The 17,059-nt window shown below is 69.9% G+C and carries 15 protein-coding genes; 5 read left to right on the top strand and 10 right to left on the bottom strand.

Annotated features, from left to right (window positions below; translation table 11 throughout):
• Window positions 1-317: 317 nt before the first annotated feature.
• Window positions 318-1,028: a hypothetical protein gene (locus QIS96_RS36670; RefSeq protein WP_282547211.1), complete on the top strand. Its 711-nt coding sequence runs from the start codon at window positions 318-320 to the stop codon at window positions 1,026-1,028.
• 50 nt (window positions 1,029-1,078) lie between these two features.
• On the opposite strand, the gene QIS96_RS36665 is transcribed toward QIS96_RS36670, so the two are convergent.
• Genes QIS96_RS36665 through QIS96_RS36655 form a run of 3 tightly spaced genes read right to left on the bottom strand, consistent with a single transcriptional unit; the run spans window position 1,079 to window position 1,990 of the window.
• The gene (locus tag QIS96_RS36665) at window positions 1,079-1,285 is read right to left on the bottom strand and encodes a hypothetical protein (protein ID WP_282547210.1); all 207 of its coding nucleotides are present in this window, start codon (window positions 1,283-1,285) and stop codon (window positions 1,079-1,081) included.
• The gene (locus QIS96_RS36660) at window positions 1,282-1,611 is read right to left on the bottom strand and encodes a helix-turn-helix domain-containing protein (protein WP_282547209.1); all 330 of its coding nucleotides are present in this window, start codon (window positions 1,609-1,611) and stop codon (window positions 1,282-1,284) included. Before QIS96_RS36660 ends, QIS96_RS36665 begins: the two co-directional genes overlap by 4 nt.
• A gap of 1 nt (window position 1,612) precedes the next feature.
• Entirely contained in the window at window positions 1,613-1,990 is a 378-nt protein-coding gene (locus tag QIS96_RS36655) for a type II toxin-antitoxin system RelE/ParE family toxin (protein ID WP_282547208.1), read from the bottom strand.
• A gap of 98 nt (window positions 1,991-2,088) precedes the next feature.
• Between QIS96_RS36655 and QIS96_RS36650 the strand changes: the two genes are divergently transcribed.
• The 4 genes from QIS96_RS36650 to QIS96_RS36635 all read left to right on the top strand — a co-directional run bounded on the left by QIS96_RS36650 (window position 2,089) and on the right by QIS96_RS36635 (window position 6,784).
• Entirely contained in the window at window positions 2,089-3,438 is a 1,350-nt protein-coding gene (locus tag QIS96_RS36650) for a radical SAM protein (protein WP_282547207.1), read from the top strand.
• 124 nt (window positions 3,439-3,562) lie between these two features.
• A complete protein-coding gene (locus QIS96_RS36645) occupies window positions 3,563-5,083 on the top strand; it encodes a CehA/McbA family metallohydrolase (RefSeq protein ID WP_282547206.1) in 1,521 nt (506 codons plus the stop codon).
• A 157-nt stretch (window positions 5,084-5,240) separates the two neighbouring features.
• Complete coding sequence (locus QIS96_RS36640) at window positions 5,241-6,332, top strand: ligand-gated ion channel (protein WP_282547205.1); 1,092 nt, start codon at window positions 5,241-5,243, stop codon at window positions 6,330-6,332.
• Between the two features lie 116 nt (window positions 6,333-6,448).
• On the top strand, window positions 6,449-6,784 hold the full coding sequence (locus QIS96_RS36635; protein WP_282547204.1) for a putative quinol monooxygenase: 336 nt from the start codon (window positions 6,449-6,451) through the stop codon (window positions 6,782-6,784).
• Between the two features lie 200 nt (window positions 6,785-6,984).
• Here QIS96_RS36635 and QIS96_RS36630 read toward each other — a convergent pair whose 3' ends face one another.
• The 7 genes from QIS96_RS36630 to QIS96_RS36600 all read right to left on the bottom strand — a co-directional run bounded on the left by QIS96_RS36630 (window position 6,985) and on the right by QIS96_RS36600 (window position 16,931).
• Window positions 6,985-8,550: an APC family permease gene (locus QIS96_RS36630; protein WP_282547203.1), complete on the bottom strand. Its 1,566-nt coding sequence runs from the start codon at window positions 8,548-8,550 to the stop codon at window positions 6,985-6,987.
• A 230-nt stretch (window positions 8,551-8,780) separates the two neighbouring features.
• Complete coding sequence (locus tag QIS96_RS36625; RefSeq protein WP_282547202.1) at window positions 8,781-10,250, bottom strand: aldehyde dehydrogenase family protein; 1,470 nt, start codon at window positions 10,248-10,250, stop codon at window positions 8,781-8,783.
• Window positions 10,247-11,986, bottom strand: a complete 1,740-nt coding sequence (locus tag QIS96_RS36620; RefSeq protein WP_349017439.1) for an N-acyl-D-amino-acid deacylase family protein — start codon at window positions 11,984-11,986, stop codon at window positions 10,247-10,249. The genes QIS96_RS36625 and QIS96_RS36620 overlap by 4 nt, the downstream gene beginning before the upstream one ends.
• 455 nt (window positions 11,987-12,441) lie before the next feature.
• Window positions 12,442-13,560, bottom strand: a complete 1,119-nt coding sequence (locus QIS96_RS36615; protein ID WP_282547201.1) for an LLM class flavin-dependent oxidoreductase — start codon at window positions 13,558-13,560, stop codon at window positions 12,442-12,444.
• Window positions 13,561-13,682: 122 nt separating this feature from the next.
• On the bottom strand, window positions 13,683-14,465 hold the full coding sequence (locus QIS96_RS36610; protein WP_282547200.1) for an SDR family NAD(P)-dependent oxidoreductase: 783 nt from the start codon (window positions 14,463-14,465) through the stop codon (window positions 13,683-13,685).
• Between the two features lie 60 nt (window positions 14,466-14,525).
• Window positions 14,526-15,452 (bottom strand): TIGR03619 family F420-dependent LLM class oxidoreductase, encoded by a 927-nt coding sequence (locus tag QIS96_RS36605; RefSeq protein WP_282547199.1) that lies wholly within the window; start codon window positions 15,450-15,452, stop codon window positions 14,526-14,528.
• A gap of 138 nt (window positions 15,453-15,590) precedes the next feature.
• On the bottom strand, window positions 15,591-16,931 hold the full coding sequence (locus QIS96_RS36600; RefSeq protein WP_282547212.1) for a tetratricopeptide repeat protein: 1,341 nt from the start codon (window positions 16,929-16,931) through the stop codon (window positions 15,591-15,593).
• Between the last annotated feature and the right edge of the window lie 128 nt (window positions 16,932-17,059).

The raw sequence follows: 17,059 nt of genomic DNA, 5'->3' as shown, positions 1-17,059 counted from the left end.
CGAAGCAGCGAGATCCTCCAGATCGTCACCCCGCGCCTGCAACAACACGGCCGCCTCGGACACATCGAGCGCGACCCCGTCCCGGGCACGCTTGAGCGCGCGGCGCATGGAGTTGGCGGTGGGCGGCTGCGGACTCGGGGCTGCCTGCTGATCCGTCATCCCCCGAGGATACGAGCGGGGTGCGCAGGTGGGAGGGGGCGGTGCGTATGGGGAGTTGCACACGCGGTTGAGGAATGAACGCGGGTGAGTAGCCGCGCGGGGGCGGGGTGAGCACGGGTACTCGGGCGCGGGGAATGACCTGGCCGTAGGTTGCGGTCATGAACGCGACCGAAGACCCGCACGAACAACCGCAGTTGGCCGCCGCTACTCCTGCGGAGGAGGCCCCGGCCGCCGTGAACGCCGTGAAGGGCGTCGCGATCGGCTGCGCGGCGATGGTCGCCGTCCCGCTGGTGATCTTCCTCGTCTACGTCATCACGTTCATGGCCCAGCGGTCGGCACCGGAGGACTATCCAACGGTCCGGCCCGAGCAGGCGGCCGAGCGGATCGCGGACCGGGCGCAGGAGATGTACGAAGTGGCCGGGTTCGAACGCCGACTGCCCGAAGGCGAGGAGGACGGCAGGTTCGGCTCCGAGCCGGTGAACACCCTTGAGGCGGACTTCTGTTACCCGGACGGCCTGGAGAGCATGGCGGACGAGGCCGAGGACGGAGCGTACTCGCTGCACCACGAGTGGAGTGTGCCGGACGTGCGGAAGGACCGCGCCCTGGCGACTCTGCGCAGGCTCCGCGAGCACCTCAAGAACGAGGGCTGGACCATCACGGAGTACGGGCACAACAAGCTGGACGACGACTGGGAGCTGGCGGCCGAGAAGGGCGAGGACCAGGGCGTGAGCTTCACCTGGTACCCGGAGGTCGAGCACTTCAGCGGCCGCACCGGCTCCGCCTGCGCGTACGACCCGGACTGGACGGAGAGCGAGGACGCCCTCCCGGGCTCCTACCTGACCGCCCGGCCCCTGCACCCGGCCGCCTGAGCCGCGTCACGCGGCGCCATGGCCGTGCGCGGTGGGATCGGCCGGCATCATCAGCCTTCCGCACCCCGCGCGGCCCGCAGCCTCTCTGCGGCGATGTTGTAGATGTTGCCGAGGATGTCGGGTGCGCGATCGAACTCCTCGTCGCTGACGTCGACCCCCATGTTCCGCCGGGCGACCTCCCGGTCGGCGCGCAGCCGCTTCGCCACCTCGTCGCCGACGAGTCCGTCCCCCGGCCTGAGCCGGTCGGCCTCGCTCATGCCGCGTCGTGCCGGTGGGCCGTGAACGTGACCTCGGTGTCGTCACCGTCGAGGGCGATGTTGAGGGAGGCGTCAAGCGCTCGGGCCAGCTTCGTCAGCAGAGGCAGGGTCGGCACGGTGTCGGAGCCCTCGATGCGGGAGATCTTCGCCTGCGTCAGGCCCGCTCGGCCTGCCAACTCGGTCTGTGTCAGACCCAGTTCGGTACGTCGCGCGTACACGGCCTGAGCGAGGGCCATCGACATCCGGATCTCGTGGCGCACCTCGGCCACATCGTCGGGCTCCGCGGGTCGGCGCTCCCGCTGTGTCTTCCATCGACTGTGTGCCATGTCAGACCTCTCCCTTCCCGATCACTCTCACAAAGTCGTCGTGCGCGGGGCCGTGCTCGGCGGCGCAGACCCTCTGCGCACGTTTCGCCCGCTCCACCTCGGCATCTTCGCTCATGCGCGTCTTGCGGAACACGGTCAGCAGCACGGCCGTGCGATGAGGCGTCAGCCAGTACGTGATGCGTATCGCGGCCCCGTCGAGCGTAGGGCGAAGCTCGCGTACGCCGTCCCCGAGGTGTCGGGCGAACGGCTCCCCCAGCGTCGTCGCATGCTCGGCAAGCAGGCCGACGTACTCGTCGATCTTGAGGAATTGGCGGGCGGGAAGCGCTTCCAGCCAAGCCCGCACCTCGGGTTCGATCTCGACCGCGTAGAGCAGAGTCACACCACCACTCTATATGTCCCTGGCGACATAATCACGACGAAGCCGGAAGCCCGCCCCCCTGCACGCACCCCGCAGGACGACTCTGGTCCAATGAGGACATGGAGACGACCCCAAGCCGCACCGCACTAGTCGAAGACCTGATGGAACGCTTCCCGCATGTGCCGCGGGAAGCCGTGATCAAGGAGGACCTGCTGCGCGGCGGCATGGCCTTCGACGAGTCGGCGCTGTCCGGCGGCGCCGACGGGTCCGGCGGTGACGTCAAGCCGAAGTCGTACTTCATCTTCTCCTTCGACCACCGCACCCTGCCCGAGCTCGGCCAGGCCGCCCTGAACCGGCCGCCGGAGGAGATCGTGCTGACGGGCGGGCCGTACGAGCTGCGTCGCACCGTCGTGTCGGTCCGGGTCAACCCCGATTCGCCGTACCGCGTGAAGGGCGGCGAGGACGGCTCGCTCGGCCTTTACCTCGACGGGAAGCGGATCTCGGACGTCGGCCTGCCGCCGATGCCCGAGTACTACCGGCACAAGCTGTCCAACGGGAAGTCCGTGATGGAGGTGGCCCCGACGATCCAGTGGGGCTACCTGATCTACCTGACCGTCTTCCGGGTGTGCCAGTACTTCGGCGCCAAGGAGGAGTGCCAGTACTGCGACATCAACCACAACTGGCGCCAGCACAAGGCCGCGGGCCGGCCGTACACGGGTGTGAAGCCGTCCGACGAGATCCTCGAAGCGCTCGAGATCATCGACAAGTACGACACCGCCAAGGCCTCCACCGCATACACGCTGACCGGCGGCTCGATCACCTCGAAGGTCGGCGGCAAGGACGAGGCCGACTTCTACGGCAGCTACGCCAAGGCCATCGAGGAGACGTTTCCGCGCCGCTGGATCGGCAAGGTCGTCGCGCAGGCGCTGCCCCTTGACGACGTGAAGCGGTTCCACGACTACGGCATCCAGATCTACCACCCGAACTTCGAGGTCTGGGACAAGCGGCTCTTCGAGCTGTACTGCCCCGGCAAGGAGCGCTACGTCGGCCGCGAGGAGTGGCACAAGCGGATCCTCGACTCGACCGAGGTGTTCGGGGCGCGGAACGTCATCCCGAACTTCGTGGCCGGTGTGGAGATGGCCGAGCCGTTCGGCTTCCAGACCGTGGACGAGGCCATCGCCTCCACCCACGAGGGCCTGCGCTTCTTCATGTCGAACGGTGTCGTCCCCCGCTTCACCACCTGGTGCCCGGAGCCGACGACCCCGCTCGGCAAGGCCAACCCGCAGGGCGCGCCGCTGGAGTACCACATCCGGCTCCTGGAGACCTACCGCGCGAGCCTGGAGGAGTTCGGCCTGACCTCGCCGCCCGGCTACGGTCCGGCGGGCCCGGGGCGTGCGGTGTTCTCCGTGAGCTCGTTCATGGACAGCATCCCCGAGGGCGCCGAGGCCGAGGCGACCACCGAGGCCTGACGACTCCGACTCCGGCGGTACGGGCGCCCGTGCCCGTACCGCCCCCTTCCCTTGCCGTCCCGTTCACGGCTCAATACCAGGGTTGCGTACGCCACTTCGCACCGTCCGCCCCTGGGGAGCCGCCATGTGCAAGGACGAGAACCACCTGAACGGCATCGGCAGACGCGCGCTGCTCGTGACCTCGGCCGCGACCGCGCTTACGTTGAACGGCGTGAGCTTCGCGAGCGCCGAGAACGGTCAGGAACGACAGGGCGACGAGACGCGGACCGTGCGCGGCACCCTGCCCGCCGGCTCCCCGGACTTCGTCTACGTGCCGGTCGAAGTCCCGGACGGCGTACGGGAGTTGCACGTCTCGTACCGCTACGACAAACCGGCCGTGCCGCCCGGTACGCCGGGCAACGCGCTCGACATCGGCCTCTTCGACGAGCGCGGCACGGACCTCGGCGGCGCGGGCTTCCGCGGCTGGTCGGGGGGTGCGCGCAGCGAGTTCTTCGTCCGCGCCGACGCCGCGACGCCCGGCTACCTGCCGGGCCGTATCCGCCCCGGCGTCTGGCATGTCGCGCTCGGCCCGTACACGGTCGCGCCGGAGGGCCTCGCGTACGAGATCACAGTGACGCTGCGGTACGGCGAGCCGGGGGTCACGCCGCGGCCGAGCTACCCGCCGGAGCGTGCGCGGGGCCGGGGCCGGGCCTGGTACCGGGGCGACTGCCACATCCACTCCTGGTACTCGGACGGCCGCCGCACACCCGCCGAGATCGCCGCCCTGGCCCGCGAGGCCGGCCTGGACTTCATCAACAGCGCGGAGCACAACACCCAGTCCGCGCACGCCCATTGGGCCGAGCACGCGGGCGACGACCTGCTGATCCTGCTCGGCGAGGAGGTCACCACGCGCAACGGGCACGTGGTGGCGCTCGGCACCGATCCCGGCACGTTCGTCGACTGGCGCTACCGGGCCCGCGACAACCGCTTCGGCCACTACGCCGACGCGATCCGCCGCGCGGGCGGCCTCGTCGTGCCCGCCCACCCGCACGCCACCTGCATCGGCTGCAACTGGAAGTTCGGCTTCGGCGAGGCCGACGCGGTGGAGGTGTGGAACGGCCCGTACACGCCCGACGACGAGGTGTCGCTCGCCGACTGGGACTCCGCCCTGCAAGCGGCGGGCGGCGGCCGCTGGCTCCCGGCGATGGGCAGCAGCGACGCGCACCGCGACCCGGACCGCATCGGCGGCCCCCAAACCGTCGTCCTCGCCGAGGAGTTGAGCCGTACGGCGATCCTCGCGGGGCTCAGGGCGGGGCACAGCTATGTCGCCGAGTCGGCCGCCGTCTCCGTGGAGTTCTCCGCCACCGGCGGGCGCGGCCTGCGGGCGGGCATCGGCGAGCGGCTCCCCGTCGACCGCGACGCCCCGGTCTCGGTCCGCGTGGCGGTCACGGGCGCACCGGGCTGCGCGATCCGCCTCGTCACGGACCAGGGCGTGCTGTTCACGGGGCCCGCGCTTCCGGAGTCGGGCGCGGGCAGCGCGGAGTGGCGGACGACACCCGCGTACGCCTCGTACGTACGGGCGGAGATCCGGCACCCGGCGACGACACCGGGCCTGCCGGGCGCGCTGGCGGCGTTCACGAACCCGGTGTTCCTGGGGGAGGCGTGAGGCGGTCACCGCTTCCGGGGGAGGCGTGAGACTCTCACCCGTCCGGCCGTAGTCCGCCCCGCTCACCAGGGCGGACGGCCACGCGGCGGAGAAGATCGTCCCAGGGCGTCCCCCTTCCGACGGCACCCCGGCGCCCGGCGACGAAAGCGAGTCGGTGATGCTGGCGAGCCGCGTCTCACGGAGACTGCTCGGCGCCCTGTGCGTCTGCTTGGCCCTGTTCCTGTCCGCGGGCGCGGTGCACGCGCTGACCGCGGACCGGACGCCCGAGGCCCCGCCCTGGGAGCGGGCCGAGAACGGCGAGAAACGCATCTCCCTCGGGAGCGGCCGGGCGGCGAAGGCCCCTGAGTGCGAGGTCGGGGCGTATCTGACCGATCTCTACGACGTCCATCCGGAGTCGAACGAGTTCTCCGTCAGGGTGTGGATGTGGTCCCTGTGCCCGACCAAGGAGGCGGACCCGCTGGCGACCGCCACGTTCCCGCAGGGCTACAGCCCGTGGAAGAGCGAGCCGGAGCAGACGAAGGTCAAGGACGGCTACTACACGCTGATCGGGTTCGACGGGAGGTTCCGTCACCACTTCGACCGGAGGACCTTCCCGTTCGACGAGCACGTCCTGGACATCACGGTCGCCGCGCTGCAGAACGAGAACAAGGTCCGGATGGTCCCGGACAAGGAGAAGGGCCAGATCGGCTTCAGCCCCGACATCGACGTGCCCCGGTGGGACATCCAGGACTTCTGGGTGACGACCGAGACCCGGAACTACGCCACCGACTTCGGTGACCGGTCCAACTCCACCGGGGCGAGCTCCGACTTCAGCGAGGCGGTGCTGCACATCAAGGTCGCGAGCGCGGACACCAAGGTCTTCTGGGAGCTGGCCGGGCCGATCTTCATCGTCTTCTTCATCACGCTGCTGACGTTCCTGCTGACCTCCGCCGAGACCAGCGCGTTCGCCGGGAGGATCACCGCCCTGGGCGCGTCCCTGTTCGCGGTCCTGGTCAACTGGGGCAAGCTCAGCGGGCTCATGCCCGCCACCGCGGGCTTCACGATGCTGGGCAAACTACACCTGCTGACCATGGCCTATGTGCTGGTCGGCATCGCCATCACGGTCATGTGCTGGCGCTGGTCGGCGCACGACAAGAAGAAGGAGAAAGTCAAGCTGCTCAACCACCTCGGCATCGCCATCGGCGTCATCCTCTACGTGGGCATCGCCATCTGGCTGGTCGTGGACGCGGCCACGACGCCGGCCGCCTGAGCCGCCGCGGACCGGGCGGACCGGGCGGGCCGGGCGGACTGGTTGGGCCGGTTGGACCGGTTGGACCGGGTGGGCCTGATTTGGCACCGCCCGCCCCTGCGCGGCAGCCTGGGGCCATGATTTTCATCGCCGTACGTTTCACCGTGCACGCCGACCGTGCCGACGAGTGGCTGGACCTCGTCGCCGACTTCACCACCGCGACCCGCGCCGAGCCGGGCAACCTGTTCTTCGACTGGTCCCGGAGCGTGGACGACCCGAACCAGTTCGTGCTGCTCGAAGCCTTCGCGGACGGGGACGCGGGCGCGGCCCACGTCCAGTCCGACCACTTCAAGGCGGGCCTCGAGGCGATGGCCGACGCGATCGCCTCCACCCCGGAGATCATCAACGTGGAGATCCCGGAGGCGCAGGGCTGGGGCGAGATGGCGGAACTCTCCCCGCGCCGCCCGGCCTAGGGTGTGAATTTTTTATGTCACGGTGTGACATGAAAAATTCGGGGTGGTCGTAGTCCACGCCGAGCACGACAACGGCCCCGCCGCACCCTCCAGTTGGGTGCGACGGGGCCGACTGCTTTTTCTTCAAGGGCGCGGGGAACTGCGCGATCAGCCACGACGGCGCAGCAGTCGAACAACGACCGGGGCGGAGCCCCCCGGGGTCAGTCCTCGACGACGAGCGCCGGGGTCTCCTTCGTCAGGACCTCGCCCCGGAAGAACGCCGGGCTCTTCCGCTCCGTGGCGATCATGATGACCAACCCGAGGGCAAGCAGCCCCACCCCGATCACGAAGACCGAGCCGACCCCGAAGACCGACGAGCCGCTGCCGTACGCCGGGTCCCACATGTCGTACAGCGTCTTGCCGAAGACCGCCGTCAGGAGCACCCCGCCGAGGATCGGGAAGAGGCCCTTGTAGACGAGGTCCCGCGCCGAGCGGGTGAGCTCGCGGCGGAAGTACCAGGCGCAGGCGAACGCGGTGAGGGCGTAGTAGAAGCAGATCATGAGGCCGAGCGCGTAGATCGTGTCGACCAGGACGTGCTCGCTGACCAGGGTCATCACCGTGTAGAACGCGCCCGTGGCGACGCCCGCCACGATCGTCGCGCGGCCCGGGGTCTTGAACTTCGGGTGGACACGGGCGTACGACGGCGGCAGGGCCTCGTACGTGGACATCGCGAGGACCGTGCGGGCGACCGGGATGAACGTGGTCTGCAGGCTGGCCGCCGCCGAGGCGAGGACGGCGACGAAGAGCAGGATGCCGAGCATCGGACCCATGACCGGTCCGGCGAGCGCGGCGAAGACGTTGTCGGACGTGTCCGGGTTGCCGAGGCCGAGGCCCTTGCCGCCCGCGCCGACCGCCATCTGCGCGGCGATGCCGGTGGCCAGGTAGGAGCCGACGAGCACGACCATCGCGATGAGCGCGGCCCGGCCGGGCGTCTTCTCGCTGCCGGAGGTCTCCTCGTTGGCGGTGAGGCAGGCGTCCCAGCCCCAGAACATGAAGATCGAGAGGGAGAGGCCGGCGGTGAAGGCGGCGAAGGACTGCACCGCGAAGGGGTTGAGCCAGGACCAGGAGAAGTCGAGCCCGGTGTCGAACTCGCCGCTGCCCGCCTTCTGGAGGGCCATGACGACGAAGACGGCGAGGACCACGAGCTGCAGGCCGACGAGGGCGTACTGCACGCCCTTCGTGGCGGTCATGCCGCGGTAGCTGATGGCGGTGGCGGCGGCGATCAGGAGGAGGCAGGTGACGATGTGCACCGGCTTGCTGTCGTCGAGCGCCGCGATGGACTCGCTGCCGGTGACCTCACCGGCGAGCAGCCAGAAGTACGAGGTGGCGACGCCCGCGAGGTTGGAGAGCACGATGATCGTGGCGATCACCAGGCCCCAGCCGCACATCCATCCGACGCGCGGGCCGAAGGCCTTCACGGTCCAGGTGAAGGAGGTGCCGCAGTCCGGCATCGCCTTGTTCAGCTCGCGGTAGGCGAACGCCACGAGCAGCATCGGCAGGAATCCGGCCAGGAAGACGGCGGGCATCTGCACGCCCACCTCGCCGGCCGTCGAGCCGAGCGTCGAGGTGAGGCAGTAGACCGGGGCGACGGTCGAGATGCCGATGACGGCACTGCCGACGAGTCCGACGGAGTTCCCGCCGAGCCCCTTGGAGCGCACACCGTTTCCGGCCTCGGTCACGCCCCGTACCGTGTCTCCGCCCTCGGGGCGGGTTTCCAACTGCGTCATGAACAGGACGTTAAGTGCTGCGGTTTCCACATCCGGAAGTTGTAACTCCGGGCAACGATCCTTGATTTGAGCAAGGCAAAGCGGAAGTCGACCATTGATTCAAAGGTCAATTACGCGCGGTAACCCACCGCATCTAGGTTTACTCCTGCGATTCCACAATGCGGGAACCGCAGGAGCGCCCTAAATGTCCGTTTCAAAATTTTCCCGTGCGGCTGTTCCCGGTGCTCCCGTCACCCCGGCCAGACGATCGACTGCAACTCGCTGTAAGCGTGCAGTGCGTATGAGCCGACATCCCGGCCCACCCCGGACTGCTTGAACCCGCCGAACGGTGCCTCCATGTTCCGGCCGACGGTGTTCACGCCCACGCCCCCGGCGCGCAGCCTGCGGGCGAGCCGGAAGGCGCGGGCCACGTCGCCGGACCAGACGTAGTCGATCAGGCCGTAGTCGCTGTCGTTGGCGAGCCGCACCCCTTCTTCCTCGTCATCGAAGGGGATCACCACGACCACGGGGCCGAAGATCTCCTCACGCGCGACCCGCATGTCGTTGGTGCAGTCGGCGAGCAGGGTGGGGGCGACATAGAAGCCGCGGCCCAGGTCCGGCCGCTCGCCGCCCGCGACCACCCGCGCGCCCTCCTTCCGCCCGAGCTCCACGTACGACTCGACGCGGTCCCGGTGCGCGGCCGAGATCACCGGGCCGACGACCGTGCCCTTGGCCGTCGGGTCGCCGACCTTCAGGTAGCCGATGTAGCCGGCCAGCTTCTCGATCAGCTGCTCGTAGATCCCGCGCTGCGCGAGGACCCGCGTCGGCGCCGTGCAGATCTGCCCGCTGTAGAAGGCGTACGTGGTGCCGATGCCGCGCACCGCGCTGTCAAGGTCGGCGTCGTCCATCACCAGCGCCGCGCCCTTGCCGCCCAGCTCCATCAGCTGCCGCTTCATGCCGCGGCCGCACACCTCGGCGATGCGCTGTCCGACCGAGGTGGAGCCGGTGAAGCTGACCATGTCGACGTCCGGGGCGCCCACGGCCGCCTCGCCGACGTCCACCGCCGTGCCGGACACGACGTTCACGACGCCGCGCGGCACGCCCGCCTCCTCAAGGGCCCGCGCCATCCGGAACACCGAAAGCGGGTCCTGCGGGGCCGGCTTCACGACCACGGTGTTGCCCATCGCGAGCGCCGGCGCGACCTTGCCCGCCGGGTTGGCCCACGGGTTGTTGTACGACGTGATGCAGGTGACCACCCCGACCGGCTGCCGTACCGCGAGCGCGCCGAGCACACTCGCCGGGCCCATCGGACCGGCCTCCGCGATCTGCGGCGGCAGCGCCTCCTCGACCGGCTCCAGGGCGCCCTTCGCGTACCGCCGGAACCGGGCCGCGCCCACCGCGACCTGCATACCGCGGGCCGTGCCGGTCGTCGCGCCGGTCTCGGCCTGGGCGAGGAGGGTCGATTCGGCCGCGTCCCGCTGGATCAGCTCGGCGGCCTTGTCGAGGATGCGGGCCCGGTCCTCGGGGCTCGTCCGTGACCAGCCGTCGAAGGCCTCCCGGGCCGCGGCCGCCGCCGCGTGCACCTGTGCGCGCGAGGCCTCCGGGGCGAGCCCCACGACCTCCTCGCTCGCCGGGTTCACCACTTCGTAGTGCCCGCCGTCCGGCTCGACCCACTCACCGCCGACGAACAGGCTCTGCTTCAGGGGCACTTGGGAGGTCACTTGGTGCTCACCGTCCTGGTGTCGGTTCCGGAGCGCAGCACCTTGCCGGGGACCGCGCCGGTCACCACGTCCTCGCGGATCGCCTCGACGCCGTTGACCCACACCGCGTTCACGCCGATCGCCTTCGAGTCGAGGCGCGGGCTGTCGCCCGGCAGGTCGTGGACGAGGGTCGCCTTGCCCGCGTCGATCCGCTCCGGGTCGAAGAGGACGAGGTCCGCGTGGTAGCCCTCGGCGATCCGGCCCCGGTCGACCAGGCCGAAGAGCCGCGCCGGGTCGTCCGTCAGCATCTTCACGGCCTGCTCCAGGGAGGTCAGCTTCCGGCCGCGCAGACAGTCCCCGATGAACCTCGTCGTGTACGGGGCCCCGCACATGCGGTCCAGATGCGCGCCCGCGTCGGAGCCGCCGAGCATGACGTCCTCGTGCTCCCAGGTCTGCCGGCGCAGCTCCCACGACGCCGGGTCGTTGTCCGGCGGCATCGGCCAGAGGACCGTACGCAGCTCGTCGTTGGCGCAGATCTCGACCAGGCACTGGAACGGGTCCTGCCCGCGCTCGGCCGCGATGTCCCGTACGACCCGGCCGCTGAGGCCCTCGTTCTCGGCGCTGTACGTGTCGCCGATGACGTACCGCCCGAAGTCCGCGAGCCGCCGGAAGACGCCCGCCTCCTTGGAGTCCGCGCGCCGCAGCATCTCCGCCCGTACGTCCGGGTCGCGGAGCTTGGCGATCCGCTCGGGCACGGGCAGGCCGAGGATGTCGCCCCAGCCGGGGATCAGGTTGAGGGCGCAGAACGTGCCGAGGGACATGTTCATCGGCGTGAGGATCGGCATGGTCAGGGCGACGATCCGGCCCCCGGCCTTACGGGCCCGCTCGCTCGGCACGAGCTGCCGCGGGACGCGCTCGGGCACGGCCGCGTCGATGGTCAGCACATTCCAGTTCAGCGGCCGCCCGGCCGCAGCGGACATCTCCACGAACAGATCGATCTCGTCGTCGCTGAACTGGTCGAGGCAGCCCGCGACGATCGCCTCCAGCTGCGTGCCCTCGTGCTCGGCGACCGCCCGGGACAGGGCGAGCAGCTCCTCCGCGTCCGCGTGCCGGGAGGCGACGGGCTGCCCGTCGCCGTCGGAGTGCGTGGAGGACTGCGTGGTGGACAGCCCCCAGGCGCCCTCGTCCATGGCCTGGTGGAAGAGATCGAGCATGGCCTGCAGCTGCTCTTCGGTGGGCTTCCCGCCGACCGCGTCCTCGCCCATCACGTACCGGCGCAGGGCGCAATGCCCCACCATGAACCCGGCGTTGACGGCTATCCGCCCGTCGAGCGCGTTCAGGTACTCGCCGAACCCGGACCAGTTCCACGGCGCGCCCTCCTCCAGGGCGACCAGGGACATGCCCTCGACCTTGGACATCATGCGGCGCGTGTAGTCGGCGTCGCCGGGCCGCTCCGGGTTGAGCGGGGCGAGCGTGAACCCGCAGTTGCCGCCCGCGACGGTGGTCACGCCGTGGTTGAGGGAGGGGGTGGCGTACGGGTCCCAGAACAGCTGGGCGTCGTAGTGCGTGTGCGGGTCGACGAAGCCGGGCGCGAGCACCTTGCCGGTGGCGTCCTCGCTGCTGCGGGCCTCTTCGGTGACGGTGCCGGGCTCGGCGATCACGGCGATCCGGCCGTCCCGGATGCCGAGGTCCGCCCGGTACGCGGGGGCGCCGGTCCCGTCGACGACGGTCGCGCCCTTGATGAGGTGGTCGAGCATGGCGTCCCTTTCGGTGTGGTTCGCTTCTTCTGGCTCTGTCCCGGCGGCGCTCGTACGGCTACGTGGCTCTGTCCCGGCGGTACTCGTGCGCGTACGTGGCTCTGTCCCGGCGGCGCTCGCACGCGTACGTGGCTCTGTCCCGGCCGGGGGCGCCGCGGGGGCCTCCGGCCGGGACAGGTACGGGGCGAGCCGGTCCGGGAAGTCCGACGACCCCGCGCTTCTTCTCCCCCACCCCGCCCCTTCCCGAAAGACCTGCGGTCGGCCCTGGGGCTACGCCCCCGGACCCCCGGTCGTCTCTTGGCTGCCGCGCCGTCGTGGCTGGTCGCGCAGTTCCCCGCGCCCCTTTTCGGGGCCCGATTAGGGGCGCGGGGAACTGCGCGAGCGACCACGACGGCGGGAAAGCCGATCGACCACCGCCGGAGGCTTTCGGGAAGGGGCGGGGAGGGGAAGAAGGCCTACGCCGCCTGGCGGAAGCGGGTCGTCCGGTGGACCGGATCCGTATCGATCCGGGGAATCACGTGCTCCCCCACCAGACGGATCGTCTGCAAGGTGTCAGCCTTGGAGATCCCGATAGGCAGCCCGAACGACAACTGGTCCGCCCCCGCCTGCTCCCACCTCCGGCACTGCGCGAGCACTTCGTCCGGATCCCCGCAGATCAACAGCTCCTCGGCGATGAGGAGTTCGACGATCTCCTCGTTGAACTCGGGCAGCGTCTCGGGCCACACCGGAAACCCCTCGGGCCGGGGGAACGTGTCGTGGTAGCGGAAGACAAGGGACTGCAGATAGTTCAGCCCGCCCTGCGCGGCGATCCGCACCGCCTCCGCGTGCGTGGGCGCGCAGATCGCTGTCGACGTCACCATCACGTTGTCGTTGACGTAGTCCCCGACCGGCTCGGCGTCCTTGATCGCGCCCTTGTACTGCTCGAGGACCCACTCCATGTCGGACACCTTCTGCACACTGAAGCCCAGCACCCCGAGCCCCTTCTTCGCCGCCATCGCGTACGAGGACGGGGAGCCGGCGGCGTACCACATCGCGGGGTGGGACTTGCCGTACGGCTTGGGGAGGATCTTGCGCGGCGGCAGCGACCAGTGCTTGCCCTGGAACCCCTGGTACTCCTCCTGGAGCCACATCTTGGGGAACTCGGCGATGGTCTCCTCCCACACCTCCTTGGTGAAGTTCATGTCCGTGATGCCGGGCATGAATCCGAGGATCTCGTGCGAGCCGGCCCCGCGCCCGGAGCCGAACTCGTGCCGCCCCTCGGAGAGATGGTCGAGCATGGCGACCTTCTCGGCGACCTTCACCGGGTGGTTGACCTGCGCGAGCGGGTTGAAGATCCCGGAGCCGAGGTGGATCCGCTCGGTGGCGTGTGCGAGGTAGCCGAGGAAGACGTCGTTCGCGGAGAGGTGCGAGTACTCCTCCAGGAAGTGATGCTCCGACGCCCAGGCGTACTTGAAGCCGGACCGGTCCGCCTGGATGACGTACTCGGTCTCCTCCATCAGCGCCTTGTGCTCGGCGAGGGGGTCGGTCTCGGCGCGCTTGCCGACGTATCCCTGAACAAAGAGCCCGAATTCCAAGGAGGTTCACCGCCTCTAAAGTTTCTGACACATCGTCAGGTGATGATGCGGTCGACTTTTCCACCGCATCCGGAAGCCGTCAATACCTGGCGGCACGTCAGGCACCGTCACTGGGGGGCGGGTCAGACGATGCTCACCCCGGCCAGCCACCCGCCGTCGATCACGAACGGCTGCCCAGTGATGTACGAGGAGTCCCCGCTGGACAGGAAGAGCGCCAGGTCGGCCACCTCGCGCGGCCGCCCCACCCGGCCGAGCGGCACGAGCTTCCGGTACAGCTCGTCGAGCGCCGCCGACATCTCCGAGGCGTCGGCGTCCGGGTCCAGCTGCGCCGGGTTGGACATGGCGGTGTCGATGGCGCCGGGGCAGACCGCGTTGACCCGGATCCCGCTGTCCGCCAGCTCCAGGGCGGCGACCCGGGTGAGGCCGAGGATGGCGTGCTTGGTCGCGGCGTACGTCCCCACGGCGGCCATCCCGGTCACGGCCGTGTACGAGGCGGTGTTCACGATCGTGCCGCCGCCCGCCTCGGCGATCGCGGGCGCGACGGCCCGTATCCCCAGGAAACACCCCACCTGGTTGACGTTCACGACCTGCATGAACTCGTCGAGCGGCGTGTCCACGAGGGCGTTGAACCGCAGGATCCCCGCGTTGTTGACGAGCCCGTCGACCTTGCCGAAAGCGTCCTTCGCAGCGGCCACGGCGGCCGTCCAGCCCTCCTCGCTGCTCACGTCGAGATGCACGTACCGCGCCTGCTCGCCCAGCTCCTTGGCGACGGCCTCGCCCTGCTCGTCGAGCACGTCCGCGAGCACGACCCGCGCGCCCTCCTCCACGAAGAGCCGCGCCTCCTGCTCGCCCTGGCCGCGCGCGGCCCCGGTGACGATGACGACACGACCGTCCAGCTTGCCCATGGGTACTCCTAGGTGATGTCAGTGGTTCGCTACGAGACTCAGGCGTTGCTCAGGCGTTGCTCAGGCGTTGAGGTACGGACCGACCTCCGCGCCGAACGCGGCCATCTGGTCGGTGAGTTCGGTACGGGAGCGGCTGCGGAAGCGGACCTGGATCTGCTGCACGCCCATCGCGCCGTACTCGCGCAGCGACTCCACGAGCTCCTCCGGCTTGCCGGTGAGGGTGCGCCGCCCGACCTCCCAGTCGGGCCGGCCCACGTACAGCGGCTCGGCGATGGTGCCGATGGTCATCGGCTCCTCGATGCCGGCCTCGGCCCGCAGCTCCCGGATGCGGGCGATCTTCGCGGGCAGTTCGGTGCGCCGGTCGCCCTGCGGCAGCCAGCCGTCGCCGCGGATCGCCGCCCGGCGCACGGCGGGCACGGAGGATCCGCCGACCCAGATCGGCACCCGTGTCTGAGCGGGCCGGGGCCGCTGCCCGAGCCCGCTGAACTCGTAGCGCGCACCGCGGTGTTCGGGATACTCCTCCGCCCCGAGCGCGGCCCGCAGCGCGTCGACGGTCTCGTCGAGCACGGCCCCGCGCCCCTCGAAGTCCGACCCGAGGGCGTCGAACTCCTCGCGCACATGCCCGGCCCCGACGCCGAGGATCACCCGGCCGCCGCTGAGGTGGTCGAGCGTGGCGTACTGCTTGGCCGTCGCGAGCGGGTGCCGCAGGCCGACGACGGCCACGTGGCTGAGCAGCCGTACGTTCTCGGTGATCCCGGCGAGGAAGGAGAGGGTGGCGACGGGGTCGTACCAGACGGTGCTCATCGCCGCCGCGAGGCGACGGGGGATCGCGACGTGGTCGCAGCAGGCGATGTAGGCGAAGCCGGAGCGGTCGGCGGTTCTTGCGATCTCCGCGAGATCGACCGCGCCTGCGCCTGCTTCCCAGGGTTCGGCGTAGAGCGTGCTCTGGGACTGGACGGGGAGTTGTATGCCGTACGCGAGCGCCATGCCTCGCCCCTTCTGACGGTGCGTCACTTCTTGGCTGGGGCCCCATCGTCGAGGCTGACGATGCGTCAGGCAAGAGGCGTGCGTGCCCCCGAAGGGGCGCGGGGGCGAGCCCGGAGGGCGAGAACAGGGGCGCGAGGCTCAGGCAAGGAGTGAGGCGGGGGCCACCGCCCGCGCGCGCTCGTGGAGTTCGCGGGCGGCGCTGTTCTTCAGGTGCGGGCGGAGGAGGCGGAACATGCTCTTGACGCGGTCGTCAGCGCGGCCGGACTGGACCAGGGGGTAGTCGTCTAGGGCTTGATGCCAGGTGGTGCAGGCGGCTTCGAGGTGGCCGATTTCCAATTGGCGTTCGGCGAGCAGGGCACGTCGGTGCACGCGGGTACGCCGATAGACGCTGTGGCGGAGCCGGTCCGCCTGCTGCATGGCTTCGACGGCTCCGTTTCTGTCACCGAGTTCGTAACGGACCTGACTGATGTGGTAGTTGAGCGCAGCGGGGTCGTACGAACCAAAGGTCTTGCCGCGCGACTCCGCCCGGTCCATCGCCGCCTCTGCCTCCCGGATGTACTTCAACGCACCCGTTCGCTCACCGGTCTGGGCTGCGGCATGCGCCTGCTGCCCCACGATGAATGCCTGCAGTCGGGGCCCTGCCTTCGGTGATGCGGACGCGGCTGCATCACCAAGCTCCAGGGCCTTCGCCCCGTGCCCCAGGTCGACCGCCTGCACGCTCATGCCCCGCAGGGTCGTGCAGTACGTGAGGTGGTCCTCAGCCGCGCCCGCCAGCTCCAGGGCTTTGACGTAGTAGTCCTGCGCGAGGCCGTGCAGCCCCTCGTCCACGGCCATGTAGCCGGTCAGGTACAGCAGGTCGGAGGCTGCCGAGAGCATCGCTCTCCGTGCGTCGTCGGGCGCGTCCGCCCGCAGGTACGGCGTCACCGTGTTGACGAGGAAGGCCGCCGCCATGGGGCGCGCGTGCCGTCCGCCGAACTGATCATCCAGGTCAGAGATCCGCTCGGTCATGTCGATGACCATGTTCACTTCGGACATCCCGATGCGCTGAACAGCACCGGTCCCGGCAGCTTCCATGCGCCCGACCACGTCGGGCCAGTTCGGCGCGGTCAGGGCGACGGAGAAGAGCGCTACCCCCAGGACTCCCCGTCGGGACGGGTCCATATCGCGCCTCCCGAGGTCGACGATTCCTTCCACGGTACGCGGCGGAAAATCGGTCTGATCAGCCGTCGACGGAAACCCCGCCTCACCGTGCGTCACAGGCCGCCGCAGCCTGCGCGCGAGCGCTTCGACGATCAGCGGCCGAACGTCCACACGCGGCAAGTGCCCCTTGAGCCACTGATGCACGGACGGTTCGCGGTACTTGAGGGGCGTCCCGCGCTGCGTGCCGACGCGGTTGACCTCCTGGGCGAACTGACGCAGCGTCCAGCCGGTTTCCCGGTACAAGCGCTGCAGTCCCGCGTTCGATGTCGGCGTACCCATCGGCCCTCGACTCCCCGCCCCTGACGAGAACTTAAAGCTCTTAAAAACGGCTGCCGGATCAACCGTACCGCTCTGCGTGAGCGAGCGGTTTCCTGGAGTGACGAAGACCCCCGCGACCGCACTGGGAG

Origin of the sequence: Streptomyces cavernicola (assembly GCF_029968035.1) — a bacterium.
Classification (GTDB): Bacteria; Actinomycetota; Actinomycetes; order Streptomycetales; family Streptomycetaceae; genus Streptomyces; species Streptomyces cavernicola.
The sequence above is the reverse complement of the archived record's forward strand: the minus strand, read 5'-3'. Positions and strand labels throughout refer to the sequence as shown.